Raw genomic sequence first — 24,829 nt, forward strand, 5'->3', positions numbered from 1 at the left:
GATGAGCACCGAAGTCCGCGTTCCCACGCTTGGCGAAAGCGTCTCCGAAGCCACCGTCGCCACCTGGTTCAAGAAGCCGGGTGACGCGGTCGCGCAGGATGAGATGCTGTGCGAGCTTGAAACCGACAAGGTGACCGTCGAAGTGCCCGCGCCCGCCGCTGGCACCCTCGCCGAGATCGTCGCCGCCGAAGGCGAGACGGTCGGTGTCGATGCCCTCCTTGCCATGATCACCGAAGCGGGCGCCGCCGCCGCGCCCGCCGCTCCGAAATCCGAAAATACCGGCGCCGCCGCAGCCGCGCCCCAATCCAATGAGGTCAAAATGACTGACGTTATGGTCCCCACGCTCGGCGAATCGGTGTCCGAGGCGACGGTTTCCACCTGGTTCAAGAAAGTCGGCGACACCGTCGCGCAGGACGAAATGCTCTGCGAGCTTGAAACCGATAAAGTCTCGGTCGAGGTTCCCTCGCCGGTCGCAGGCGTGCTGACCGAAATCCTCGCCAAAGAGGGTGACACTGTCGACGCCACCGCCAAGCTCGCCGTGATCGCCGAAGGCGAAGGCGCCGCCGCCGCTGCCCCCGCAGCCGCCGCACCGGCCCCCGCCGCCGCTCCGGCCGCCTCGGGCGCCAAGGATGTCGAAGACGCACCCTCCGCCAAGAAGCTGATGGCCGAGAAGGGCATCGACCCGGCTTCGGTTCAGGGCTCGGGCAAAGACGGCCGCATCATGAAGGAAGACGTGGCGAATGCCGGTGCGAAAACCGCGCCTGCCGTGTCCATCGCGCCCGCCGCCGCCGCGCCGCGCGGCACGCCGAACCAGGAAGATGCCGCCCGCGAAGAGCGCGTGCGCATGACCAAGCTGCGCCAGACCATCGCCAAGCGCCTCAAGGACAGCCAGAACACCGCCGCCATGCTCACCACCTATAACGAGGTGGACATGACCGAGGTGATGGCGCTGCGCAACACCTACAAGGACGCCTTCGAGAAGAAGCACGGCGTGCGCATGGGCTTCATGTCCTTCTTCACCAAGGCCTGCTGCCACGCACTCAAGGAAGTGCCGGAAGTGAACGCCGAGATCGACGGCACCGACATCGTCTACAAGAACTACGTCCACATGGGCGTGGCCGCGGGCACGCCCACCGGCCTCGTGGTTCCGGTGATCCGTGACGCCGACCAGATGTCCTTCGCCGAGATCGAGAAAGCCATCGCCGAGAAGGGCAAGCGCGCCCGTGACGGCAAGCTCTCGATGGCCGAGATGCAAGGCGGCACCTTCACCATCTCGAACGGTGGTGTCTATGGCTCGCTGATGTCCTCGCCGATCCTCAACCCGCCGCAATCGGGTATCCTCGGCATGCACAAGATCCAGGACCGCCCGATGGTCATCAACGGCGAGATCAAGATCCGCCCGATGATGTATCTCGCGCTCTCCTACGATCACCGCATCGTCGACGGCAAAGGCGCCGTGACCTTCCTCGTGCGCGTCAAAGAGGCGCTGGAAGACCCGCGCCGCCTGCTGATGGATCTGTAATCCGTTCTGCGCGCCCCCGGCCCCTCGTGGGTCGCGGGGCGCGCGCCCTCTCACACTGACGCGCCTCGGCCCGCTTCGGGCCCGCCCTGCCCCAAGATGTGACGCGGTGGCGATCTGGCGGAAATCTGGCTGAAAACCAGCTGAAAACCAGCTTTTGATTTCAGCCTCGAAGCAAAGGACGAAACACCATGGCAGATTTTGATGTGATCGTGATCGGCGGCGGCCCGGGCGGCTATGTCTGCGCCATCCGCTGCGCCCAGCTCGGGCTGAAAACCGCCTGCGTCGAAGGGCGTGACGCGCTCGGCGGCACCTGCCTCAACGTGGGCTGCATCCCCTCCAAGGCGCTGCTGAACGCGACCCACCAGCTCCACGAGGCAGAGCACAACTTTGCCAAGATGGGCCTCAAGGGCAAAAGCCCCTCGGTCGACTGGAAACAGATGCAAGCCTATAAGGATGATGTCATCGGCGGCAACACCAAGGGCATCGAATTCCTCTTTAAAAAGAACAAGGTAACCTGGCTCAAAGGCTGGGGCTCGATCCCCGCGGCTGGTCAGGTCAAGGTCGGTGACGAAGTCCACTCGGCCAAGAAGATCATCGTTGCGACCGGCTCGGAACCGGCCTCGCTGCCCGGCATCGAGATCGACGAAAAGACCGTCGTGACCTCGACCGGCGCGCTCTCGCTGCCCAAGATCCCGAAGTCGATGGTGGTGATCGGCGCAGGCGTGATCGGCCTCGAAATGGGCTCGGTCTACGCGCGCCTCGGCGCCGATGTGACCGTGGTCGAATATCTCGACGCGATCACCCCCGGCATGGATGGCGAGATCGCCAAGAGCTTCCAGAAGATCCTTCAGAAACAGGGCCTTAAGTTCGTCCTCGGCGCCGCCGTCCAAGGCGTTTCGACCGCCAAGGGCAAGGCCACCGTCAGCTACAAGCTGCGCAAGGACGACTCGGATGCGACGCTTGACGCAGAGGTCGTGCTCGTCGCCACCGGCCGCAAACCCTATACCGATGGCCTCGGCCTCGAAGCGCTCGGCGTCGAGATGCTGCCGCGCGGTCAGATCAAAACCGACGCACATTGGCAAACCTCGGTCCCCGGCATCTACGCGATCGGCGACGCGATCACCGGCCCGATGCTCGCCCATAAGGCCGAGGACGAAGGCATGGCGGTGGCCGAAGTGGTCGCCGGCAAGCATGGCCATGTGAACTACGACGTGATCCCCGGCGTGATCTACACCACCCCCGAGGTCGCCTCCGTCGGCAAAACCGAAGAGGTGCTCAAGCAAGAGGGCCGCGCCTACAAGGTCGGCAAGTTCTCCTTCATGGGCAACGGCCGCGCCAAGGCCGTGTTCCAGGCGGATGGCTTCGTCAAGCTGATCGTCGATGCGGCCACCGATCGCATCCTCGGCTGCCATATCATCGGCCCGGCAGCTGGCGACATGATCCACGAAATCTGCGTCGCGATGGAATTCGGTGCCTCGGCACAGGACATCGCGCTGACCTGCCACGCACACCCGACCTATTCCGAGGCCGTGCGCGAGGCCGCGCTCGCCTGTGGCGACGGTGCGATCCACGCCTGATTTCTGTCATCAAATCAATGACAAAGGGCGGCCCGTGCGGTCGCCCTTTTCGCTTTCATCAAACCTGAAATACTCCGGGGGAATTGGCCGCAGGCCAAGGGGGCAGAGCCCCTCTTACCCCGCCAGATGCCGCAGCCCGTGGGTCACATCGGCGCGCACCGCAAGCCGCAACGCCGGCTCGTCCCCGGCCCGCAGCGCGGTCAGGATCATGCGATGATGGCGCGGCGGTTCATTGCGCGATACGCGGTTGTAGAGCGCCCGCATCGTCGGCCCAAGCTGCAGCCAGACCGTCTCGATCACCGCCAGCATCGCGGGCGCCTGCGCGCGCAGATAGAGCGTGCGGTGGAACTCCAGATTGGTGCGGATATAGCTCACCGGGTCCTGCTTCGCCACGGCCTCGGCATTGGCGGTATTGATCGCCGCCAGCCGGTCGATCAGCGCAAGGTGCGCGCGCGGCAAGGCCCGCGCCGCCAGCTCCGGCTCGATGAGCGCCCGCAGCGCCGCCAGCTCCTCGATCCGCTCGTTGGACAGCTCCGGCGTCCCGACCCGCCCCGACGAGGACAGCATCAAGGCGCCCTCCGCCACCAGCCGCCGCAAGGCCTCGCGCGCGGGCGTCATCGACACCCCATATTGCTTGCCCAAGCCCCGCAGTGTCAGCGCCTGTCCCGGCTGAATCTCGCCATGCATGATCTGCTGGCGCAGCGTGCGATAGAGCCGGTCATGCGCGGCGGTTTCTATGGGACGGGTGGTAAGCGTTGTCATAGCGGCATTTGTGATCACAAACGCGTCTTGCGTCAATCACGAAAGCGGATCGCCTGAAGCCGCCCACCCTCGCGCTTGAGCCACGCCCGCTCGGCGCGGAAGCTCGGTCGCAGATGCTCGACGACCGCCCAGAAGGCGGGCGAGTGGTTCATCTCTGCCAGATGCGCGACCTCATGCGCGGCAACATAGTCCAGCACCGCGGGCGGCGCCATGATCAGCCGCCAGCTATAGCTGAGCGAGCCGTCATGGCTGCACGAGCCCCAGCGCGAGCGCGTGTCGCGCAGTGTGATCCGCCGGATCGGGCGGGCGATCTGCGCGGCATAGGCTTCGCTGGCCGCTTGCAGCCGTTGCCGGGCGGCGAGCTTCAGAAATGCCTCCAGACTGCCGCCCAGCCGCTCCGGGTTCTGCGGCACGAACACCACCTCTCCCTCGATCCGGGGCGCGCGCAGCGCGGCGGGCGTGATCGTCAACTCGCGCCCCTCATAGGGCAGCAGGCCCCCGAACGTCACCCTCTGCACTGGGGAGATCTGCGCCAATTGCCGCGCGAGCCAGTCCGCCTGCGACTGCGCAAAGGCGATCCCGTCAGCCTCGGAGGCAAAGCGCGGCAGGGTCAGCGTCACCGCCCCGTCAAGGCGCGACACCCTCAGACTGTAGCGCCGCGCCCGCGCCGAGCGACGCAGAACCAGCGGCACCTCGCGCCGGTCCGGCAGCGACAGGATCGGGGGTTTGGCGGGGCTCAGGGTGGTCTCCGAAAGATGAATTGCGGCTTTGGCACGGCTTGCGGCCAGCGAGAGCGAGAAAGGCTTTGACACCCCGCAACCAGTATGGCAGTTGGCTGCGACTCTGATGAGAGCGATGCTAGGAGAATTCCATGCCCAAAGAGGAATGGGGCGTCAAGCGCCTCTGCCCGCATTGCGCGAGCCGGTTCTACGATCTGAACAAAGACCCGATGACCTGCCCCGTCTGCGCGAACAGCTTCACGCTCGAAAGCCTGACCGAAGGCCGTAGCCGCGTGATCAGCTCCGAAAAGACCAGCAAGACGTCGCAGGTCGATGTTGACGATCTGAACGATGCGGACGATCTCGACGACGATTCCGGCGACGTGGATCTGGACGACGATCTGCTCGAGGATGACGACGACGATAACGTCTCGCTCGACGAAATCGCCGATGTGAGCAAGGAGGATGAGGACAACTAAGTCCCGTCTGTCCCGAATGGCTTGGGCGCGGAAGCTACGGCTTTCGCGCTTTTGCTTTTTCGGATCGGCCCCGCGTCAGCGCGCAGGATTTTCGCGCGCGCAGGATGAAATTCCTCTTGCGCCCCGCCCACGAAGTTTCTATACGCCTCCCACACGCGATGGGCTTGCCCGCGCGAGACCTCCGGTGGGGCCATAGCTCAGTTGGGAGAGCGCTTGAATGGCATTCAAGAGGTCAGGGGTTCGACTCCCCTTGGCTCCACCAATCACTTCCTAAATCTGATTCCTAGCAGCGCCGGGCACGCCCATGCGCGCTATTGACGACGCACGGGCTTTCGCGGTTTAGCGCGGCGCGAATATCCGCCCTAGCGTATTGAGCAAAAGCTGCGCGGCAAGGATCGAGGTGATCTCGGTCGGGTCGTAGGGTGGTGCCACTTCGACAAGGTCGATCCCGACGATCTGCCCCCGCTTCGCCAGCCCCGCGACCAGTTCGAGCACTTCGTAATATTGGAACCCGCCATGGCTCGGCGTGCCCGTGCCCGGGGCGATCGAAGGATCGAAACCGTCGATGTCGATCGTGAGGTAATAGCGCTTGCCCGCAGGCACACGCTCCAACACGGCCTCGACGCCGAGGGCGCGGATCTGGCGCACCGAGAGGATATCGGAGCCCATCTCCCGCGCCGCGTCATAACCCTCTTTGGCGGTCGAAGAGACGTTGCGGATGCCGAACTGGCTGAGCCCGGTCACCCAAGGCTTCTCGGCTGCGCGGCGCATCGGGTTGCCGTGTCCATTGCGCACGCCATGGCGCTCATCGACGAAATCGAGATGCGCGTCGATCTGGACGATGTGGATCGGCTCCTGCTCGGAGAACGCATCAATGCAGGGGATGTTGATCGAGTGATCGCCGCCCAGCACCACTGGCAGCGCCCCCGCCTTCAGGATCGCCCGCACGCCCGCCTCGATCCCGGCATGGCTGCCTTTGGTATCGGTGTGGATGATGTCCGCGTCGCCGATATCCACGATCCGCACCCCGTCGAGATAGGTCACGTCATCCTCGTGATCGTAGGCGCCCGCATGACCGAAAGAGAACAGGGTGCTGGCCTCGCGGATACCGCGCGGCCCGAACCGCGCACCCGCCCGCCACTGGGTGCCCGCGTCGAAGGGCGCACCGAGCACCGCGACATCGGCGTCGATGGCGCTCCAGTCCGGCTGATAGGGGGATTTGGCGAAGGTCGAGATGCCGACGAAGGGCAGGTTCAAGCGACCGGACTCATAGCCATGCGCCATGCGTGACACTCCTTTGGAAAACGGCGCGAGGCTCCTGCCCCGCGCCGCTCGATTTCGCGCGCGATAGACCGCGGATGTCAAACGGGTTTTTATACCCGCTCGCTCACCCCTCCTCGCGCGGTCGCCATCCTGCCGGTGCGGCATCAACAGACGCCAACGCAGGGGCGGCATGGGCCGGGGCAAGGGGGCTCTCGGAGAGGCGGATCGGCAAGCGCAGGCCCGGCACGCCCTCCGAGTCGATCTGCATGCCGCGCGCGATCACCTGCGGATCGGCAAAGACCTGATCGAGCGTGTTGATCGGCCCGGCGGGCACGGTGGCGGCCTCGAACGCGGCCAGAAGCTCCGCGCGGTCCCAGGTTATCAGCGCCGCCACAAGGCTCTCTCGCAGCACGAGCCGATTGGCGACGCGCGCCTCGTTCGTCGCAAAACGCGGATCGCCAACAAGCCCCGTCAGTCCCAGCACGCCGCAGGCGCGCGCGAACTGCCCGTCATTGCCGACGGCGAGGATGATATCCCCGGAGCCCGTCGGCAGCACCTCATAGGGCGCGATATTGGGATGCGCGTTGCCCAGTCTCGAGGGCGCACGCCCGGTCGTCAGGAAGTTCATCCCCTGATTGGCCAGAACCCCCACTGCGCAATCCAAAAGCGCCATATCGACCAGCTGCCCGCGCCCGGTCTGCGCGCGCGCAGCCAGTGCCGCCTGAATGCCAATGACCGCATACAGCCCAGTAAAAATGTCGGCGAAGGCGATGCCGACCTTCTGCGGCTCGCCCGCCGGATCACCGGTGAGCGACATCCAGCCCGCCATACCTTGAATCAAAAAGTCATAGCCCGCGCGCGGCGCATAGGGCCCGTCCTGCCCAAAGCCGGTGATCGAGCAATAGACCAGCCCCGGATTGATCTGCGACAGGCTCTCGTAATCCAGCCCGTATTTCTTCAACCCGCCCAGCTTGAAGTTCTCGATCACCACATCCGCGTCCCGCACCAGCTCGCGGATCTGCGCCTGCCCCTCAGGCGTGCGGAAATCGACCGTGACCGAGCGCTTGCCCCGGTTCGTCGCGTGGAAATAGGCCGCAGCGCGGTCACCTTCGTGTTCGACGAAGGGCGGACCCCAGCGGCGGGTATCGTCACCCTCCGGGGCCTCGACCTTGAGAACATCCGCCCCAAGGTCGGCGAGGATCTGCCCCGCCCAAGGCCCCGCGAGAATCCGGGCGAGTTCGAGAACCCGCACCCCATCGAGCGGTGGCCGCGTCATCAGAAGAACGCCTGCAGGCCGGTTTGCGCACGGCCAAGGATCAGCGCATGAACGTCATGCGCGCCCTCATAGGTGTTCACCGTCTCGAGGTTCGCCGCATGCCGCATCACGTGGTATTCGGCCTGAATGCCGTTGCCGCCATGCATGTCGCGCGCCAGCCGCGCGATATCGAGCGCCTTGCCGCAGTTGTTGCGCTTGATCAGGCTGATCATCTCGGGCGCGGCGCGGGCCTCGTCCATCAGGCGACCGACACGCAGCGCGGCCTGAAGGCCGAGCGTGATCTCAGTCTGCATATCGGCAAGCTTCTTCTGGTAAAGCTGCATGCCGGCCAGCGGCTTGTTGAACTGCTTGCGGTCGAGCCCGTATTGGCGCGAGCGATGCCAGCAATCCTCTGCCGCGCCCATCACACCCCATGCGATGCCGTAGCGCGCCCGGTTAAGACAGCCGAACGGCCCCTTCAGACCCGAAACCTCGGGCAGAAGCGCATCCTCGCCGACCTCGACATTCTCCATCACGATCTCGCCGGTCACCGAAGCCCGGAGCGAGAGCTTTCCTCCGATCTTCGGTGCCGAGAGACCTTTCATGCCCTTCTCAAGCACGAAACCTTTGATCTTGCCGCCATGCGCCTCGGATTTCGCCCAGACCACGAAGACATCCGCGATCGGCGCGTTCGAGATCCACATTTTCGAGCCGTTCAGCACATAGCCGCCATCGGTTTTCTTGGCGGTGGTCTTCATGCCCGCCGGGTCCGATCCCGCATCCGGCTCGGTCAGGCCAAAGCAGCCGATCCATTCGCCGCTGGCGAGTTTGGGCAGGTATTTCTGGCGCTGCGCCTCGGTGCCGTAGGCGAAAATCGGATACATGACGAGGCTCGACTGCACCGACATCATCGAGCGGTAGCCGCTATCGACACGCTCCACTTCGCGCGCCACCAGACCGTAGGCGACATAGGATGCACCCAGACCGCCATAGGCTTCGGGAATGGTCGCACCGAGAAGCCCCAGTTCGCCCATTTCAGCGAAGATCTCCGGGTCGGTTACCTCATCGAGATAGGCTTGGGTCACGCGCGAGGCGAGCTTGTCCTGCGCGAAGGCGTAGGCCGAGTCGCGGATCATCCGCTCTTCTTCGGTGAGCTGATCGTCGAGAAGGAAGGGGTCCTCCCACGAGAAGCCTGCGAGATCGGGGCGGTCCTTGGGTTTAAGCGGGCTGGTCATCGCTGGGCTCCGGGGCTGAATATCTGGATTTGCACCGATCCTAGCCGGGCGCGAGGCTGGTGTGAAACGATAATATCTGGTCAGTCAATGAGTAAAAGTAATAGACTTTGGCCGGAAAGCAGCAAATCAGGCGTAAACAATGCCGCAAAGCCATATCCCCAGCATCTCGGAACTCGAAGCCTTCACCGCCTGCGCGCGCGAAGGCACGACCGTGATGGCCGCGCGTCGACTCAACCTGACGCAAAGCGCGGTATCGCGCTCACTGGCCACGCTTGAGGACCGGCTGGGGGTTGCGCTGTTCAACCGGGTGCGGCGGCGGCTGGTGCTGGCGCCCGCGGGCGCAGCCTTTCTTGAACGCGCCGAGCGGCTTCTGGCAGACCTGAGCGACGCGACCGCCTCGGCCATTGCCTTCGGGGGCGAGCGCACCGTGCTGCGGATGGCGGTTTTGCCGAGCTTCGGGCGCAGTTGGCTGATCCCGCGCCTGCACCGTTTCGCCGCCGAGGCCCCCGAGGTGACCGTCGATCTTGCCGCGCGGCTGACGCCGGTCGATTTCGCCCACGAGCCCTTTGACCTCTCAATCATGCGCGCGCGTCATGAGGCGGCGGTCGCGGCCGAGCCGATCCTTGCCGAAGAGCTGGTGCTGGTGGCCGCGCCCGCGCTGATGGCGGGGCGGTCGGAACTCTCGCCCGAAGACGTGCTCCGCTTGCCGCTCCTCCAACAGTCCACGCGGGCGACGCTTTGGCTCGACTGGTTCCGCGAGACCGGGGCCGACGCGCGGCTGATCCTGCGCGGGGCGCGGTTCGATCATTTCGACATGATTATCGACGCGGCCGCCGTGGGTCTGGGCGTGGGTCTCGTCCCCGAAATCGTCGCGCGCGAGGCGCTGACCTCCGGGCGGCTGATGCTGGCCGCGCCGCGTCGGTTCCGCACCGGCGACGACTACGCGCTGTTCCTGCCCGAGCACAGCGCCCCCGCGCCCCATGTCACCGCCTTCCGCGACTGGCTCCTGCGCGAGATCGGCGCGGGCTAACCACCCAGCCGAAACGCGCCGGGGCTTTGGCCCGACCATTTGCGAAAGGCCCGGTGAAAGGCGCTCGGTTCGCTATAGCCGAGATCGGCGGCAATCTGCGCGACGGGGCGGTCGGTGTCCCGCAAGAGCCTTTGCGCCCGCACGAAACGCAACTCATCCTTGAGCGCGCCGTAACTCTGCCCCTCGGCGCGCAGACGGCGACGAAGCGTGGCGGGCGGCAGATGCCATTGCCGCGCAAGGTCGTCAAAGCGCGGCCAGTCCGTGGCAGGCAGGTCACGCAAGAGCGCGCGCAGACGGGCCGTGACCCCCTCGTCGTGACGATAGCGCACGAGGAAATTCGCCGGCGCCCCACGCAGGAAGACCCGCAGCGCCGCCTCGGTGCGGATCACCGGCAGCGCGAGATAGGCGGCATCGAAGGCCAGACGGCTTTGCGGCGCATCGAATTGCACGGGCGCGCCGAAGAACACCCGGTAGTCGGCCCGATGCGCGGGCGGCGGGCAGGCGAAATCGACGCGGCGCAGCGGAATCCGCCGCCCGACCAGCCAGCAGGCCAGCCCGTGCAGGATCAGCCAATAGGTCCGGTAGGCAAAGGCCCGGCGCGGCCCGCCTGCATCGCGCAGCCGGATTTCCGCCTGCCCGTCATGGGCCTCCAGAACCCCCGCCGGATCGTCGAGCACCACCCGCAGAAACCGCAGCGCCCGGTTCAGCGCCTGTTCGAGCGTGCGCGCATGCAGCACCGCATGACAGAGCAGCGCGAAGCTTCCCGGCCGCATGGCGCGCGCGGCGAGGCCGAAGAACTCGTCGTCCAACTCTTCCGCCATGGCGAGCCAGAGCGCGCCATATTGCTCGGCGGTGACCGGTTCCGTGATCGGATCGGGCAGGCCCAGCCGATGCAGAAAGGGCGTCACCTCCCGCCCCTGCGCGCGCAGGCAGTCGAGCGCATCCTCGACAAAACCCGGCGAAATCATGCGCCGCTCCATGGCCAGCACCTGCATTGCAAAACCGATCATTCTATTAGACCCGCAATGTCATTGTTTGCAATATGACGTCGGACTAGCACAGAAGGCGGAGGCCTCGCTAAGCTGAGGCGTGCGGATGCACTGGGAGGACAGGATGCAGATCAAGGATCGGGTATTTCTGATCACCGGCGGCGGCTCGGGTCTGGGCGCGGCCGTGGGGCAGATGGTGGTCGAGGCGGGCGGCAAGGCCGTGCTGCTCGACGTGAATGCCGAAGCGGGCGCGGCGCAGGCCGAAGCGCTTGGACCGAACGCGCTCTTTTGCAAAACGGATGTCACGAGCGATGCCGACGGACGCGCTGCAGTCGCCGCCGCGCAAGAGGCCTTTGGCCGGATCGACGGGCTCGTGAATTGCGCGGGCGTCGCGCCGGGCGCAAAGATCGTCGGGCGCGAGGGGCCGCATGCGCTCGACAGCTTCGCGCGGGCGATCTCGATCAACCTGATCGGCACCTTCAACATGCTGCGCCTTGCCGCCGACGCGATCTCCAGGCAGGCGCGCGCCGAGGGCGAGGATGGCGGCGTGATCGTCAACACCGCCTCCATCGCGGCCTTTGACGGGCAGATCGGGCAAGCGGCCTACGCGGCCTCCAAGGGCGGCGTCGCCTCGCTCACCCTGCCCGCCGCGCGCGAACTCTCACGGTTCGGCATCCGCGTCGTCACCATCGCACCGGGGATTTTCGGCACACCGATGATGTTGGGCCTGCCGCAAGAGGTGCAGGACAGCCTCGGGGCCTCGGTGCCGTTCCCGCCGCGTCTCGGGCGGCCTGCGGAATATGCGGCGCTGGTGCGCCAGATCATCGAGAACCAGATGCTCAACGGCGAGGTGATCCGCATCGACGGCGCGCTTCGCATGGCGCCGCGCTAAGGCGCCTTTCAGGGAGGATAAACCATGCAGGACGATCCGATTGTCATCGTGGGCAGCGCCCGCACGCCGATGGGCGGGTTTCAGGGCGATCTCGCCGGGGCGAACGCCGCCGAACTGGGCGCCAGCGCGATCCGCGCAAGCCTCGCAGGCGCGGGCCTGTCGCCCGAGGCCGTCGAAGAGGTGATCTTCGGCTGCGTGCTTCCCGCCGGTCAGGGTCAGGCCCCGGCGCGGCAGGCGGCGCTTGGCGCGGGCCTTCCGCTTGGCGCCGGTGCGACCACAGTCAACAAGATGTGCGGCTCGGGGATGAAGGCGGCGATGCTCGCCCATGACCTGATTCTTGCGGGCAGCGCCGATGTGATGGTCGCGGGCGGCATGGAGAGCATGTCGAACGCCCCCTACCTGCTGCCCAAGGCGCGCGGCGGCTACCGCATGGGTCACGGGCAGGTGATGGACCACATGTTCCTCGACGGGCTCGAAGACGCCTATGACAAAGGCCGCCTGATGGGCACCTTCGCCGAAGACTGCGCCGAGGCCTATCAGTTCACCCGCGAGGCGCAGGACGATTTCGCGATCACCTCACTGAAGCGCGCGCAAGCCGCGATCGAGGGCGGCAAGTTCACCGCCGAGGTCGCGCCCTTCACCGTGAAGACGCGCAAGGGCGACGTGCTGGTCGAGATCGACGAGCAACCCGGCAAGGCGCGGCTCGACAAGATCCCCGGCCTCAAGCCCGCTTTCCGCAAGGACGGCACCGTCACGGCGGCCAATTCCAGTTCGATCTCGGACGGGGCGGCGGCACTGGTGCTGATGCGCCGCTCCGAGGCCGAGAAGCGCGGCCTCACCCCGCGCGCGGTCATCCACGGCCACGCCACCTTTGCCGACAAGCCCAACCTGTTCCCGACCGCCCCCATCGGCGCGATGCGCCGCCTGTCGGAGCGGATCGGCTGGGCAATGGGCGATGTCGATCTCTTCGAGATCAACGAGGCCTTCGCGGTCGTCACCATGGCGGCGATGCGCGATCTCGACCTGCCCCATGACAAGGTGAACGTGCATGGCGGGGCTTGCGCGCTTGGCCACCCGATCGGCGCGTCCGGCGCGCGGGTGATGGTGACGCTGCTCGCCGCGCTGGAGACCTACGGTCTTTCGCGCGGGGTCGCATCGCTCTGCATCGGCGGCGGTGAAGCGACGGCCATCGCAATCGAACGGGTGTCCTGATGCTGCTGACCGAAACGCAAGAGCAGGTGCGCGACATGGTGCGCGCCTTCGCCGCCGAGCGGCTGGCGCCCGGCGCTGCCCAACGCGACCGTGACCACGCCTTCCCGCGTGCGGAACTGCGCGCGATGGGCGAGTTGGGCCTTTTGGGGATGCTGGTGCCCGAGAGCTATGGCGGCTCGGATCTGGGCGCGGTGGCCTATGCGCTGGCGCTTGAGGAAGTGGCGGCGGGCGACGGGGCCTGCTCGACCATCCTCTCGGTCCACAGCTCTGTCGGCTGCGCGCCGATCCTGCGCTTTGGCACCGAGGCGCAGAAACAGCGCTTCCTGCCGAAGATGGCGGCGGGCGAGTGGATCGGCGGCTTCGCCCTGACCGAACCGCAAGCCGGATCGGACGCCTCTGCGCTCAAGACCCGCGCGCGCCGCGATGGCGATCACTACGTCATCAACGGCGCGAAGCAGTTCATCACCTCGGGCAAGAACGGCGATGTCATCATCCTTTTCGCGGTGACCGACCCCGACGCCGGCAAGCGCGGCATCTCTGCCTTTATCGTGCCGACCGACACCCCCGGCTATGAGGTCGTCTCGGTCGAACACAAGCTCGGCCAGCATAGTTCGGACACCTGCGCGCTCTCCTTCACCGACATGCGCGTGCCGGTCGAAAACCGCCTGGGCGAGGAAGGTGAGGGCTACAAGATCGCGCTGGCGAACCTTGAGGGCGGGCGCATCGGCATCGCCGCGCAATCCGTCGGCATGGCCCGCGCGGCCTTCGAGGCTGCCCGCGACTATGCGCGCGAGCGGGTGACCTTCGGCAAACCCATCATCGAACATCAGGCCGTGGCCTTCCGCCTCGCGGATATGGCCACCCGGATCGAGGCGGCGCGGCAAATGGTTCTGCATGCGGCAGCGCTGCGCGAGGCGGGGCGTCCCTGTCTGCAAGAAGCCTCGATGGCCAAGCTCTTTGCGTCCGAGGCGGCCGAAGCCGTGTGTTCCGCCGCGATTCAGATCCATGGCGGGTATGGCTATCTCGCCGATTACCCAGTCGAGCGGATCTATCGCGATGTGCGCGTCTGCCAGATCTACGAGGGCACGAGCGACGTGCAGCGGATCGTCATCGCGCGCGGGCTTTGAACAAAAAACAACCGGGGCACGCGTCCGCCGCATGCCCCGGTCGGTTTGATGACAGCAGCCTTACGAGAAGGACAGGCAGTCGTCGCCCTTGCACTCACAGCCGTCGCCGTCGTGATGGCCGTCGTGGTGGCCGCCGCCGCCCCAACTCCACCCCCAGCCCCAGCTGGACCCCCAATGGGTCAGGTCTTCAAGTCTACCATGCCGCTGCAGAAGCGGCGCGGCATAAGTCTTCGCCGTTGCTTGCATGAGAAATCCCCCAAAGTCCCAGTAAAAATTCACTTTCACAGGCTTTAACTGTGCGGGGCATCACCCGATTCTGTCAAATCGCGGGGTGGATTTGGCTGGGTTCTAGCATATTTTCCCGGTTTAGACCCAGAAAATACACGCAAGGGTTGCACTATCTGCATGTCCTGCCAATATTTCAGGCATTCCCCAAGGTAAGCAACGCTGCCCTTTCGCACAGAATCGCTGGCCCCGGCTCTGCCGTGCTCCCATTGGTCGCGCCGAGAGACGGCAGGGCAACGCCACGCGGGGCCACTCCGCTCTGCCCTCTGGCCTCGGGGCCGAATCCCCTGTAAACCGCGCGCAACACAAGGCGAAACGGGTTTGACATGGCGCGGCATCTGATCACCTCGGCGATCCCCTACATCAACGGCATCAAGCATCTGGGCAATCTCGTCGGTTCCCAGCTTCCGGCGGACCTCTTTGCCCGCTATTGCCGGGCGCGCGGCCATGAGGTGATGTTTATCTGCGCGACAGACGAGCACGGCACCCCCGCCGAACTCGCCGCCGACAAGGCGGGCAAGCCGGTCGCGGACTATTGCGCCGAGATGCACGACGTGCAGGCCGAGATCGCACGCGGCTTCCGCCTGAGCTTCGACCATTTCGGCCGCTCGTCGAGCGCGCAGAACCACGCGCTGACCCAGCATTTCGCCAAGGCGCTCGCTGCGAACGGGCTGATCCGCGAAGTGACCGAGCAGCAGATGTATTCCAAGGCCGATGGCCGCTTCCTGCCCGACCGCTATATCGAGGGCACCTGCCCGAATTGCGGCTTCGAGAGCGCGCGCGGCGACCAATGCGACAACTGCACCAAGCAGCTTGATCCGGTGGACCTCATCAACCCGCATTCGGTGATTTCGGGTTCGACCGATCTGGAGATGCGCGAGACCAAGCACCTGTTCCTGCGCCAGTCGGCGATGAAGGACAAACTCGATGCGTGGATCGACTCGAAAACCGACTGGCCGGTGCTGACCACCTCGATCGCCAAGAAATGGCTGCACGATGGCGACGGCCTGCAAGACCGTGGCATCACGCGCGACCTGCATTGGGGCGTGCCGGCGCAATTCGAGGGCGCACCGTGGGAAGGCATGGAGGGCAAGGTCTTTTATGTCTGGTTCGACGCGCCCATCGAATATATCGCCGCGACCCAGGAATGGGCCGACAAGACCGGCGGCGACTGGGCGCGCTGGTGGCGCACCGACGCGGGCGCCGAGGATGTGACTTACACCCAATTCATGGGCAAGGATAACGTCCCCTTCCACACGCTCAGCTTCCCGGCGACGATCCTTGGCTCGAATGAGCCGTGGAAGCTCGTCGATTACATCAAGTCGTTCAACTACCTGAACTACGATGGCGGCCAGTTCTCGACCTCGCGCGGGCGCGGCGTATTCATGGATCAGGCGCTGGAAATCCTGCCCTCCGATTACTGGCGCTGGTGGCTCTTGAGCCATGCGCCCGAAAGCGCGGACAGCGAATTCACCTGGGAGAATTTCCAGGCCTCGGTGAACAAGGACCTCGCCGATGTGCTGGGCAATTTCGTCAGCCGCATCACCAAGTTCACCCGCTCGAAATTCGGCGAGGCGCTACCCGAGGGTGGCGCATGGGGCGCGCAGGAAGAGGCGCTGATTGCGGAGCTGACGACCCGTATCGCCGAGTACGAGCGGCACATGGACGACAAGGAAGTCCGCAAGGCCGCCAATGAGTTGCGCGCAATCTGGGTGGCGGGCAACGAATATCTTCAGGCCGCCGCGCCGTGGTCGGCCTTCAAGACCGATCCCGCGCAGGCCGCAGCGCAGGCGCGCCTCGCGCTCAACCTGATCCGGGTCTATGCGGTCTTGTCCGCGCCCTTCATCCCCGATGCGTCGGAAACGATGCTCGCCGCGATGAAGACCGACGATACGAGCTGGCCCGGCGATGTCCGCGCCGCGCTGTCCTTCCTGCCGGCGGGCCATGCGTTCGACGTGCCGGACAACCTGTTCCGCAAGATCGCCGACGAAGAGCGCGAAGACTGGCAGCAGCGCTTCGCCGGGACCCGCGGTTGAACGGGGGCGCGGCCCCGCACCCCCGGAATGTGAAGTTTGAGGAAAGGGCGGCTATTCAGTCGCCCTTATGCTTGCGCGCCATTCTTCAAGGGCGGGGTTCACCTCTTCGGGCAGGGTTTCCGCGCGCGGCGTCACTGTCGGCTTGGTGCGAAAGTAATAGGCCTCACGCGCCCCGAAATAGAAGCCGACAATCGCGCCCAAGAGCCACCAGAGCGGCTCGGGCACATAGTTGAGCCCTACCATACGCCGCGCGAACCCGACCGGCTCGATCATCGCATAGACGAAAAGGCCCAGCGTCCCGAAGGCCAAGAATGGGCGCGGCAGCCGGTTCAGACCGTTCACGAAGCGGTCGAAGAGGCCGGGGCGGATATGCTCGAACTCTGCCCCATGCTCGTCCATCGCCGCGATATAGGCGTCATGCGCAGCCTCCATTTTCTTGGTGGCGTTCGGGATGAAAACCTCGGCCAGACCGGTCGCGGCCTGCCCGAGCGCGCGGGTCGAACTCGCCCCTCCGATCAGCTTGTCGATCACGCCCATTTCGCCACCCGTGCGCGGTGCTCGGCCTCGGACAGGTGAAAGCGCGGCGAGATGAACTCTTCGGCGCGCTTGATCCAGCCGCCTTTGCCCCCCGCGCGGGTGCGCGCGTATTTGCGGCTGGCGGGGCGGGCGTCGGCGAGCGCGTAGTAGAAGTTGCGGCGCGCGATCCCGTAGGCATCCGCGAGATGGCCGGGCGCTTCGGCCTGTGCCGCGCGGGCGGCGGCGATGGTCTGTGGGCCGATGGCCCCGTCGACCGCTACCTCATGGCCCATCTTCCGCAAAAGCCGTTGCAGGATCACCACCGCGTTGGAGCCCGAATTCACATACATGTCGAAGACCGAGGCATGAAGCGCCTCGGGCAGTTCCGCGATCCGCGGGACCTCGAAATAATGTTTGACGAAGATTTCTTCGGCCTGCGCGCGCGAGAGCACCCGCACATCCATCTCGGTGATCGCGCCATCGCCGGTCATATCCAGACCAAGACGCTGCATCGTGCCTAGCGTCACGCCATATTTCGTCGCGCCGCCCGGATCGTCGGGATCGTTCACAAAGCCGCCCTCACGGGCGACGATTTCTCGTGCAATTTCAGTGACTGATTTCATCGCTCATTTCCCCAGCTCCCCCGGGGAAATGTGCGCGTGTCAGGTTAACGGTGCCGGAACGGGCCGAACGGTCAGGAGCTGGGCTCCTGATAAACGCCCTGCTCCTTGAGCGCGTCCACGACCTCTTTGGGCATGTAGCTTTCGTCGTGCTTGGCGAGGATTTCATCGGCGACGAACACCTCGCCCTCCATCACGCCCGTGCCGATCATGCCCTGATTTTCACCAAAGAGATCGGGCAGCACTCCAGTAAATTTCACCGGCACGACCGCGCCGCCATCGGTCACGTTGAAGGTGATGGTCTCGCCATCGCCGCGCTTGATGGAACCCGCCTCGACCAGACCGCCCAGACGGAAGACCTCGCCGGGCTGGGGCGGCTCTTCCATGACCTGGGTCGGCGCGCGGAAGAAGTTGATCCCATCCTGAAAGGCCATACCGATCATGGCAACCGACGCAAAAAGCGCGACCGCGGTCGCAAGCAGGACCTGAATCCGGCGTTTCTTCTTGAGGCTCTTCATCCGCGTTTCCTCCGCATTCCGACGTGGGCATACGCGGTTCGCGCGCGTTTCGCCCTGACTTATATCAAGGGAAAACCGGAGCCAGCATCAGACCCGCGGTTTCCTCAAGGCCGAGCATCAGGTTGGCGTTCTGGATCGCCTGCCCCGAAGAGCCCTTGCACAGGTTGTCGAGTGCGACCACCACCAGCGCCCGCCCGGGCAGCCGGTCGCCAATCACGCCGACATGAACGTAATTGGAGCCTGCAATCGAGCGTGTCGAGGGGAGTGCGCCAAAGGGTAGCACCTCGAGAAACACCTCATCGGCATAGCGCGCGGCGAGAGCGGCATGAATTTCCGCCGGTTCGCCCCGGACATAGACGGTCGCAAGGATGCCGCGATTGAACGGCATCAGGTGCGGCGTGAACTGCACGCGCACGTCGCGGCCTGCCAACTTACTGAATTCCTGATCGAATTCGCCAAGGTGGCGATGCGCGCCGCCCGCCGAATAGGGATGCGTGCCGCCCGACAGCTCAGCGTGGAGCAGGTTCTCCTTGAGCGAGCGCCCCGCGCCGGACACGCCCGCCTTGAGGTCGATCACAATCTCGTCAAGGTCGATGACACCCGCCTCGATCAGCGGGCGGATCGCGTATTGGCCGGTCGCCGCGTTACAGCCCGTGCCCGCCACCAGACGCGCGCCGCGAATCTCGTCGCGGTAGAATTCGGTGAGGCCATAGACCGCCTCTTTTTGCAATTCGACGGCCGAATGCGGCTTGCCATACCATTTCTCATAGGCAGCCGGATCACGCAGTCGGAAGTCCGCCGAGAGGTCCACAACCTTGAGATCGCGCGGCAGTTCCGCAATCACCGCCTGGCTCGTGGCATGGGGCAGCGCGCAGAAGGCCAGATCGACGGTGGCAAAGTCGATCTCCTCGATCTTGACCAGATCGGGCAGCTTCATGTGGCGCAGATGCGGAAACACATCGCCCATCGCCATGCCCGCCTTACGGTCGCCCGAAAGCGCGACGATTTCCATATCGGGATGGGTGGCGATGATCCGGGCGAGTTCCGCGCCGGTATAGCCGGACGCACCGAGGATCGCGATTTTCTTGGTCATGTGTCTCTCCATCGGGGGTCCTTGACGGGTCAGGCTTTCTCGAATGTCACCTTGCGGCGCATGAAGCGCGTCGCGTGGTTCGAAACCGTAGACGGATCACCCGTCGTCAGAAATTTCGGATCAGCGCCTGGACCGATCATCTCGGGATGGCGCTTGAGATAATCCTCAAGCGAAGCCGCCACCAGATTGGCCTGGCTGTAAACCTTCACATGGGCGCCCAGCGCCTCCTGGAAGGTCTCTTCCATGATCGGGTAATGCGTGCAGCCAAGGATCGCCGCCTCGGGCAGCGGCATCCGGCGCTTGAGCGCCTCGACATGCGACTTCACCAGCGCCTCGGCGAGGATCTCGTCACCCGCCTCGATTGCATCGACCACGCCACCGCAGGGCTGCGCCTCGACATCGACGCCGATTGCGCGATAGGCCAGCTCGCGCTGGAAGGCGCGGCTTGCCACCGTCGCGGGCGTCGCGAACAGCGCGACATGCTTGACCTCGACCTCGCGCGGCGGGGAGTTGTCGCCCCATTTGCGCTCGGTCAGCGCCTCGATCATCGGAACGAACACGCCCAGCACCCGCTTGTCCTTGGGCAGCCACGTCTCCTGCATCCGCTTGAGCGCCGCCGCCGAGGCCGTGTTACAGGCGAGGATCACCAGATCGCAGCCCTCGTCCCAAAGCCGCTCCACCGCGGCGCAGGTCAGGTTGAAAATGTCGTCCGCCGTGCGCACACCATAGGGCGCATGCGCGCTATCCGCGAAATAGACAAAGGGCACATCGGGCAAGCGTTTGGTCACGGCGTCGAACACCGTCAAACCGCCCAGACCACTGTCGAACACACCAACCGCCATCGCCTGCCCTCCGCACGCGCCACGACGCGCCATGCGTCGCGGCTTTGGCCCTATTATGCCCTAACGGCGCGGAAATAAACGGGGGATTTGCTACTCCGCAGCGAGTTGATCGGGGCTGCCGCCATCGCGCAACGCCGCCAGCAACGCCTCGCGCCGCTTGGCGGCCATCGTCTCAGAGGCCGTCTTGACCGGCCCATAGCCCCGGATCGAGAGCGGCAGTTCCGCAAGCTCCCGAGCGATCTGTTGCGTGGCGGGGCTGAGGCGTTCCAGAACCTCCGCCATGTCGCGCTCGAATTGCACGATCAGCGCGCGCTCCATCTTGCGCTCGGCGCTGCGCCCGAACGGGTCGAACGCCGTGCCGCGCAGCCCCTTCATCCGCGCCAGAACCTCGAAAACCCGCCCCATCCACGGTCCGAAAGCCCGCTTGATCGGGCGGCCATCCGCGCCCTCGCCCCCAAAGATCGGCGGCGCAAGGTGATAGGTCACTCGGAAATCGCCATCGAACTCGGCGCGCGCCTTGCGGGCCGTGTCCAGATGCATCCGGGCGACCTCGTATTCGTCCTTATAGGCCAGCAGCTTGTGATAGCCCTTCGCAACCGGCACCCGCAGGTCCTCCGGGAAGCGGGCCACGAAATCGCGGAACCGCTTGGCCAGCGCCGTATCCTGATAGAGTTCCAGATGCGCGGCGCGGGCTTCAATCGGATCGACCGACGCGACATCGGGCGCATCATCCGCCATCGCCTCGCGCGCCGCCTCGGGGAAGGCCACCGCCCAGCGCCCCAGTTCGAATGCCCGCTTGTTGGCCTCGACGCCCGCGCCGTTCAACTCGATCGCGCGCCAGATCGCGTCGTGGCTCAGCGGCAGATAGCCCATCTGCCACGCCGCCCCCAGCACCGCCATGTTGGAATAGATCGAGTCGCCCAAGAGCTTGCGCGTCATCTCCGAGGCATCGAAAAACGCGACCCGATCCTTCAGCCGCGCCTCAAGGCTCAGCCGCAACTGGTCTGTCGGCAGACGGAAATCGCGGTTTCGGGTGAACTCGCCGGTGACGATCTCATGCGCGTTGACCACCGCCCCCGTGCGCCCCGTCGTCATGAGGCCCAGCGTCTTCGCCCCCGCGCTTACCACCAGATCGCCGCCGATCACGCAATCCGCCTCGCCGACGGCCACGCGGATCGCGCTGATATCCTCGGGGCGGTTGGCGAGCCGTAGGTGGATATGCACCGCGCCCCCCTTCTGCGCGAGCCCCGCCATCTCCATCATGCCCGCGCCCTTGCCATCGACATGGGCCGCCATCGCCAACACCGCACCGATGGTGACGACCCCCGTGCCGCCCACGCCCGTGATGACCACGTTATGCGTGCCCTCGATCTCGGGCAGCATGGGCTCTGGCAGGTCCGGCAGTTCCAACGCCTTGGGCGCGGCTTTCTTCAGCTTCGCCCCTTCCAGCGTCACGAAACTCGGGCAGAACCCGTTCAGGCAGGAGAAATCCTTGTTGCAGCTCGACTGATCGACCGCGCGCTTCGTGCCGAATTCAGTCTCGACCGGCACCAGTGAGACACAGTTCGACTGCACCCCGCAATCGCCACAGCCCTCACAGATATCGGTGTTGATGAAGACCCGCTTGTCCGGGTCCGGGAAGGCCCCCCGCTTGCGGCGGCGGCGCTTTTCGGCGGCGCAGGTCTGCACATAGACGATCGCGGACACGCCCTCGGTCTCGGCAAGCCGCTTCTGCACCGCCATCAGATCGCGGCGCTCGACCTTCTCCATCTCGGGCGGAAAGGCCGACAGATCGATCTCTTCCTTCTCGTCATAGACGATGACGATGGGCTTCACCCCCATCGCCGCAATCTCGCGCGCAATCTGCGGCGCGGTCAGATCACCCTCGTTCTTCTGCCCGCCGGTCATCGCGACCGCGTCATTGAACAGGATCTTGTATGTGATGTTCACATTCGCCGCGAGCGCCGCCCGGATCGCCTGCACACCCGAGTGGTTGTAGGTGCCGTCGCCCAAGTTCTGGAACACATGCTTGCGCGTCGAGAACGGCGCCTCGCCCACCCAGTTCGCGCCCTCCGCGCCCATATGGGTAAAGCCCTGCGTGTCGCGGTCCATCCACTGCACCATGTAGTGACAGCCGATCCCCGCATAGGCGCGGCTGCCCTCGGGCACCTTGGTCGAGCTGTTATGCGGGCAGCCCGAACAGAACCATGGCGTCCGCGTCGCAAGCTCGGGCGCATTATCCGCGCGCCGCGCCTCGGCCACGCGGGCCAACCCCGCCTTGACCGCATCCGTGCCGCGCCCCTCTTCAATCAGGATGCCGCCGATCTTCTCAGCAATCCAGATCGGGTCGAGCGCATAGCGCGTCGGGAACACCTCTTCGCCGGTCAGGTCATGGCGCCAGCCGATCACCCGGCGGCCCTTGCGCTTGTCAAAGATCGCTTCCTTGACCTGTAATTCGATCAGCTTGCGCTTTTCCTCGACCACGACGATCAGATCGAGCCCCTCCGCCCATTCGGAAAAGCTTTTCATGTCCATCGGGAAGGTCTGCGCGACCTTATAGGTCGTCAGCCCCAGCCGCTCCGCCTCGGCCTCGCTGATGCCCAAAAGCGAGAACGCATGGACCAGATCGAGCCAGTTCTTGCCCGCCGCGACAAAGCCGATCTTCGCGCCCGGTTTGCCATGCACGCGCTTGTCGATCCGGTTGGCGCGGGCAAAGGCCTCGGCGGCAAAGCGTTTGTAGTCGATCATCCGCGCTTCCTGCGCGACCGGCGTATCGCCCAGCCGGATATTCAGCCCGCCCTCGGGCATCCTGAAATCGGGGGTGACGAATTGCATCCGCATCGGGTCGCCGTCGACCACCGCCGTCGCCTCGACCGTGTCCTTCATCGTCTTCAGGCCCACCCAGACGCCCGCAAAGCGGCTCAGCGCATAGCCGTAAAGCCCCAGATCGAGGATTTCCTGCACCCCCGCCGGGCTCAGCACCGGCATATAGGCATCCACCATCGCCCAGTCGGACTGGTGCAGCACGGTGGAACTCTCGCCGGTGTGGTCATCGCCCATCGCCATGAGCACGCCGCCATGCGCCGAGGTTCCCGCCATATTGGCATGACGCATCACATCGCCCGAACGATCCACCCCCGGCCCCTTGCCATACCAAAGGCCGAACACGCCGTCATACTTGCCCTCGCCGCGCAATTCCGCCTGCTGCGTGCCCCAAAGCGCCGTCGCCGCGAGGTCCTCGTTCAGACCCGCCTGAAACAGGATATCCGCCGCCGCCAGCTCCTTGGTCGCGCGCTGCATCTGAAGGTCAACCGCCCCCAGCGGGCTGCCTCGATAGCCGGTGACATAGCCGCCCGTGTGCAGCCCCGCCGCGCGATCCCGCGCCGCCTGAGCCAAGACAAGCCGCACCAAGGCCTGCGTCCCATTCAGCAGAACCGGGCTTTTGGTCAGGTCAAAGCGATCGGATAAAGTTATTTCCTGCCTGCCCATTAGGCACCTCCCGTTGCGGCGTGAGCATATCTTCATGATAGGTCAAAAAAGCTGACCTACAAAGGGAATTTTCCACTGAAACAGGTTTGTTAAGTTTACCGGATAAATGTATTGATCGTTGCGCGAACAGTTTGCCAGTAATGCGAAAGTGACCGGAATGGATTGGGACAAGCTCAGAATCTTTCATGCCGTGGCCGATGCCGGGTCCCTGACCCATGCCGGCGACGCGCTGCACCTGTCCCAATCGGCGGTGTCGCGCCAGATTCGCGCGCTTGAAGATGCGCTTGGAACCACGCTGTTTCACCGTCATGCACGGGGGCTGATTCTCACCGAGCAGGGCGAGTTGCTGTTCGAGGCCACCTCGACCATGGCGAAAAAGCTCGATTCCGCCGCCGCACGCATCCGCGATTCCGAGGAAGAGGTCTTCGGCCAGCTTCGCGTGACCACGACGACCGGCTTCGGGACGCTCTGGCTCGCGCCGCGCCTGACCAAGCTTTACGAACGCTACCCGGACCTGAAAATCGACCTCATGCTCGAAGAGCGGGTGCTCGACCTGCCCATGCGCGAAGCCGATGTCGCGATCCGTATGAAGGAACCGGCGCAGGCTGATCTGATCCGCAAGCGGCTCCTCAATATCCGCATGCGGCTTTACGCGACGCCCGAATATCTCGAACGCGCCGGGCGCCCCGCGACCATGGCGGACCTGAGCGCGCATCGCCTGATTTGTCAGAACCCTGCGACCCCGCAGGTTTCCGCAGGCGCGCAACTCGCCCAAGAGGTGCTGGGCTATGATATGGCCTCCACGCTGACGGTGAACAACTATTTTGGCGTGCTTCAGGGCGTATTGAACCATATCGGTATCGGCATCCTGCCCGATTACCTCACCCTCGACTTCCCCGGCATCGAGCTGGTCCTGCCCGAGGTGCAATCGGTCGAGGTGCCCGTCTTCCTCGCCTATCCCGAGGAACTGCGCTCCTCGCGGCGCGTCACCGCGTTCCGCGATTTCGTGCAGGAAGAAATCCTCGCCTACCGTCGCCAACAGATGGACGAAGGCGCCCCCGATCAGTGAGGCATGCGCGCAACGCATGGCGGGCATGTTGCACTTGCAGCATGTTTAGACTTGATGCGTTCGCAAACTGCCCATAAATCGAGCGTTGAAGGCGATGATCAGAGGAAACTCTCATCACCTTCTACCTCCCTGTTGGACTATGGCCGAGCTTTGTCTCGGCCTTTTTTTTCGCCCGCGCTAAACTCGCGCGCCGCCGATGATCCGACTCGCCGCCCCGCCACCGGCTCCGCCGCGCCTGCACACCCCCCGCGAAATCACCGTTTTCCCTGCGCGGACACGCGTGTTTTGCCCGTGCAGCC

21 protein-coding genes and 1 tRNA gene are annotated in these 24,829 nt (G+C 65.1%); 10 read left to right on the forward strand and 12 right to left on the reverse strand.

Annotation, left to right across the window (positions count from 1 at the left end):
* Nucleotide 1: 1 nt before the first annotated feature.
* A complete protein-coding gene (gene odhB, locus P0X85_RS01540) occupies nucleotides 2–1,522 on the forward strand; it encodes a 2-oxoglutarate dehydrogenase complex dihydrolipoyllysine-residue succinyltransferase (RefSeq protein WP_275807408.1) in 1,521 nt (506 codons plus the stop codon).
* A gap of 188 nt (nucleotides 1,523–1,710) precedes the next feature.
* The gene (lpdA, locus tag P0X85_RS01545; RefSeq protein ID WP_275807410.1) at nucleotides 1,711–3,099 is read left to right on the forward strand and encodes a dihydrolipoyl dehydrogenase; all 1,389 of its coding nucleotides are present in this window, start codon (nucleotides 1,711–1,713) and stop codon (nucleotides 3,097–3,099) included.
* Nucleotides 3,100–3,213: 114 nt separating this feature from the next.
* Here lpdA and P0X85_RS01550 read toward each other — a convergent pair whose 3' ends face one another.
* Together P0X85_RS01550 and P0X85_RS01555 are read right to left on the reverse strand one after the other, a co-directional pair.
* Nucleotides 3,214–3,861 carry a GntR family transcriptional regulator gene (locus tag P0X85_RS01550; RefSeq protein ID WP_275807412.1) on the reverse strand — a complete coding sequence of 216 codons (648 nt, stop codon included), beginning with the start codon at nucleotides 3,859–3,861 and terminating at the stop codon, nucleotides 3,214–3,216.
* Nucleotides 3,862–3,893: 32 nt separating this feature from the next.
* Entirely contained in the window at nucleotides 3,894–4,580 is a 687-nt protein-coding gene (locus tag P0X85_RS01555; protein WP_275807738.1) for a M48 family metallopeptidase, read from the reverse strand.
* Nucleotides 4,581–4,732: 152 nt separating this feature from the next.
* Here P0X85_RS01555 and P0X85_RS01560 point away from each other — a divergent pair, with 152 nt between their 5' ends.
* Together P0X85_RS01560 and P0X85_RS01565 are read left to right on the forward strand one after the other, a co-directional pair.
* On the forward strand, nucleotides 4,733–5,059 hold the full coding sequence (locus tag P0X85_RS01560; protein WP_275807415.1) for a TIGR02300 family protein: 327 nt from the start codon (nucleotides 4,733–4,735) through the stop codon (nucleotides 5,057–5,059).
* Between the two features lie 186 nt (nucleotides 5,060–5,245).
* Nucleotides 5,246–5,321: transfer RNA gene (locus P0X85_RS01565), tRNA-Ala, on the forward strand.
* Nucleotides 5,322–5,398: 77 nt separating this feature from the next.
* On the opposite strand, the gene speB is transcribed toward P0X85_RS01565, so the two are convergent.
* The 3 genes from speB to P0X85_RS01580 form a co-directional block, all read right to left on the reverse strand.
* Entirely contained in the window at nucleotides 5,399–6,343 is a 945-nt protein-coding gene (speB, locus tag P0X85_RS01570) for an agmatinase (RefSeq protein WP_275807417.1), read from the reverse strand.
* Nucleotides 6,344–6,446: 103 nt separating this feature from the next.
* Nucleotides 6,447–7,598 (reverse strand): CaiB/BaiF CoA transferase family protein, encoded by a 1,152-nt coding sequence (locus tag P0X85_RS01575; protein WP_275807418.1) that lies wholly within the window; start codon nucleotides 7,596–7,598, stop codon nucleotides 6,447–6,449.
* Nucleotides 7,598–8,812 carry an acyl-CoA dehydrogenase gene (locus P0X85_RS01580; protein ID WP_275807420.1) on the reverse strand — a complete coding sequence of 405 codons (1,215 nt, stop codon included), beginning with the start codon at nucleotides 8,810–8,812 and terminating at the stop codon, nucleotides 7,598–7,600. The genes P0X85_RS01575 and P0X85_RS01580 overlap by 1 nt, the downstream gene beginning before the upstream one ends.
* 139 nt (nucleotides 8,813–8,951) lie before the next feature.
* Between P0X85_RS01580 and P0X85_RS01585 the strand changes: the two genes are divergently transcribed.
* A complete protein-coding gene (locus P0X85_RS01585; RefSeq protein WP_275807422.1) occupies nucleotides 8,952–9,842 on the forward strand; it encodes a LysR substrate-binding domain-containing protein in 891 nt (296 codons plus the stop codon).
* Here the strand turns inward: P0X85_RS01585 and P0X85_RS01590 are convergent.
* Nucleotides 9,839–10,852 (reverse strand): AraC family transcriptional regulator, encoded by a 1,014-nt coding sequence (locus P0X85_RS01590; protein ID WP_275807424.1) that lies wholly within the window; start codon nucleotides 10,850–10,852, stop codon nucleotides 9,839–9,841. The genes P0X85_RS01585 and P0X85_RS01590 overlap by 4 nt on opposite strands.
* A 103-nt stretch (nucleotides 10,853–10,955) precedes the next feature.
* Between P0X85_RS01590 and P0X85_RS01595 the strand changes: the two genes are divergently transcribed.
* From P0X85_RS01595 to metG, 4 genes are all read left to right on the forward strand, one after another.
* Nucleotides 10,956–11,723, forward strand: coding sequence for an SDR family NAD(P)-dependent oxidoreductase (locus tag P0X85_RS01595; protein WP_275807426.1), 768 nt, complete (start codon nucleotides 10,956–10,958; stop codon nucleotides 11,721–11,723).
* A 24-nt stretch (nucleotides 11,724–11,747) separates the two neighbouring features.
* Nucleotides 11,748–12,935, forward strand: a complete 1,188-nt coding sequence (locus tag P0X85_RS01600; RefSeq protein ID WP_275807428.1) for an acetyl-CoA C-acyltransferase — start codon at nucleotides 11,748–11,750, stop codon at nucleotides 12,933–12,935.
* On the forward strand, nucleotides 12,935–14,062 hold the full coding sequence (locus P0X85_RS01605) for an acyl-CoA dehydrogenase family protein (RefSeq protein WP_275807430.1): 1,128 nt from the start codon (nucleotides 12,935–12,937) through the stop codon (nucleotides 14,060–14,062). Before P0X85_RS01600 ends, P0X85_RS01605 begins: the two co-directional genes overlap by 1 nt.
* A gap of 611 nt (nucleotides 14,063–14,673) precedes the next feature.
* The gene (gene metG, locus P0X85_RS01610; RefSeq protein ID WP_275807432.1) at nucleotides 14,674–16,383 is read left to right on the forward strand and encodes a methionine--tRNA ligase; all 1,710 of its coding nucleotides are present in this window, start codon (nucleotides 14,674–14,676) and stop codon (nucleotides 16,381–16,383) included.
* A gap of 51 nt (nucleotides 16,384–16,434) precedes the next feature.
* Here metG and P0X85_RS01615 read toward each other — a convergent pair whose 3' ends face one another.
* The 6 genes from P0X85_RS01615 to P0X85_RS01640 all read right to left on the reverse strand — a co-directional run bounded on the left by P0X85_RS01615 (nucleotide 16,435) and on the right by P0X85_RS01640 (nucleotide 23,461).
* A complete protein-coding gene (locus P0X85_RS01615) occupies nucleotides 16,435–16,920 on the reverse strand; it encodes a holin family protein (RefSeq protein ID WP_275807434.1) in 486 nt (161 codons plus the stop codon).
* On the reverse strand, nucleotides 16,911–17,522 hold the full coding sequence (locus P0X85_RS01620) for a holin-associated N-acetylmuramidase (protein ID WP_275807436.1): 612 nt from the start codon (nucleotides 17,520–17,522) through the stop codon (nucleotides 16,911–16,913). The genes P0X85_RS01615 and P0X85_RS01620 overlap by 10 nt, the downstream gene beginning before the upstream one ends.
* Nucleotides 17,523–17,593: 71 nt before the next feature.
* Nucleotides 17,594–18,037, reverse strand: a complete 444-nt coding sequence (gene ccmE / locus P0X85_RS01625; protein WP_275807438.1) for a cytochrome c maturation protein CcmE — start codon at nucleotides 18,035–18,037, stop codon at nucleotides 17,594–17,596.
* A gap of 64 nt (nucleotides 18,038–18,101) precedes the next feature.
* Nucleotides 18,102–19,130: an N-acetyl-gamma-glutamyl-phosphate reductase gene (gene argC, locus P0X85_RS01630; protein ID WP_275807440.1), complete on the reverse strand. Its 1,029-nt coding sequence runs from the start codon at nucleotides 19,128–19,130 to the stop codon at nucleotides 18,102–18,104.
* 29 nt (nucleotides 19,131–19,159) lie between these two features.
* Complete coding sequence (gene murI, locus P0X85_RS01635) at nucleotides 19,160–19,972, reverse strand: glutamate racemase (RefSeq protein ID WP_275807442.1); 813 nt, start codon at nucleotides 19,970–19,972, stop codon at nucleotides 19,160–19,162.
* A gap of 90 nt (nucleotides 19,973–20,062) precedes the next feature.
* Nucleotides 20,063–23,461, reverse strand: a complete 3,399-nt coding sequence (locus P0X85_RS01640; RefSeq protein ID WP_275807444.1) for an indolepyruvate ferredoxin oxidoreductase family protein — start codon at nucleotides 23,459–23,461, stop codon at nucleotides 20,063–20,065.
* Nucleotides 23,462–23,618: 157 nt separating this feature from the next.
* Between P0X85_RS01640 and P0X85_RS01645 the strand changes: the two genes are divergently transcribed.
* Nucleotides 23,619–24,530, forward strand: coding sequence for a LysR family transcriptional regulator (locus tag P0X85_RS01645; protein ID WP_275807446.1), 912 nt, complete (start codon nucleotides 23,619–23,621; stop codon nucleotides 24,528–24,530).
* The last annotated feature ends 299 nt before the right edge of the window (nucleotides 24,531–24,829 follow it).

Origin of the sequence: Pseudothioclava nitratireducens (assembly GCF_029210495.1) — a bacterium.
Lineage (GTDB): Bacteria > Pseudomonadota > Alphaproteobacteria > Rhodobacterales > Rhodobacteraceae > Pseudothioclava > Pseudothioclava nitratireducens.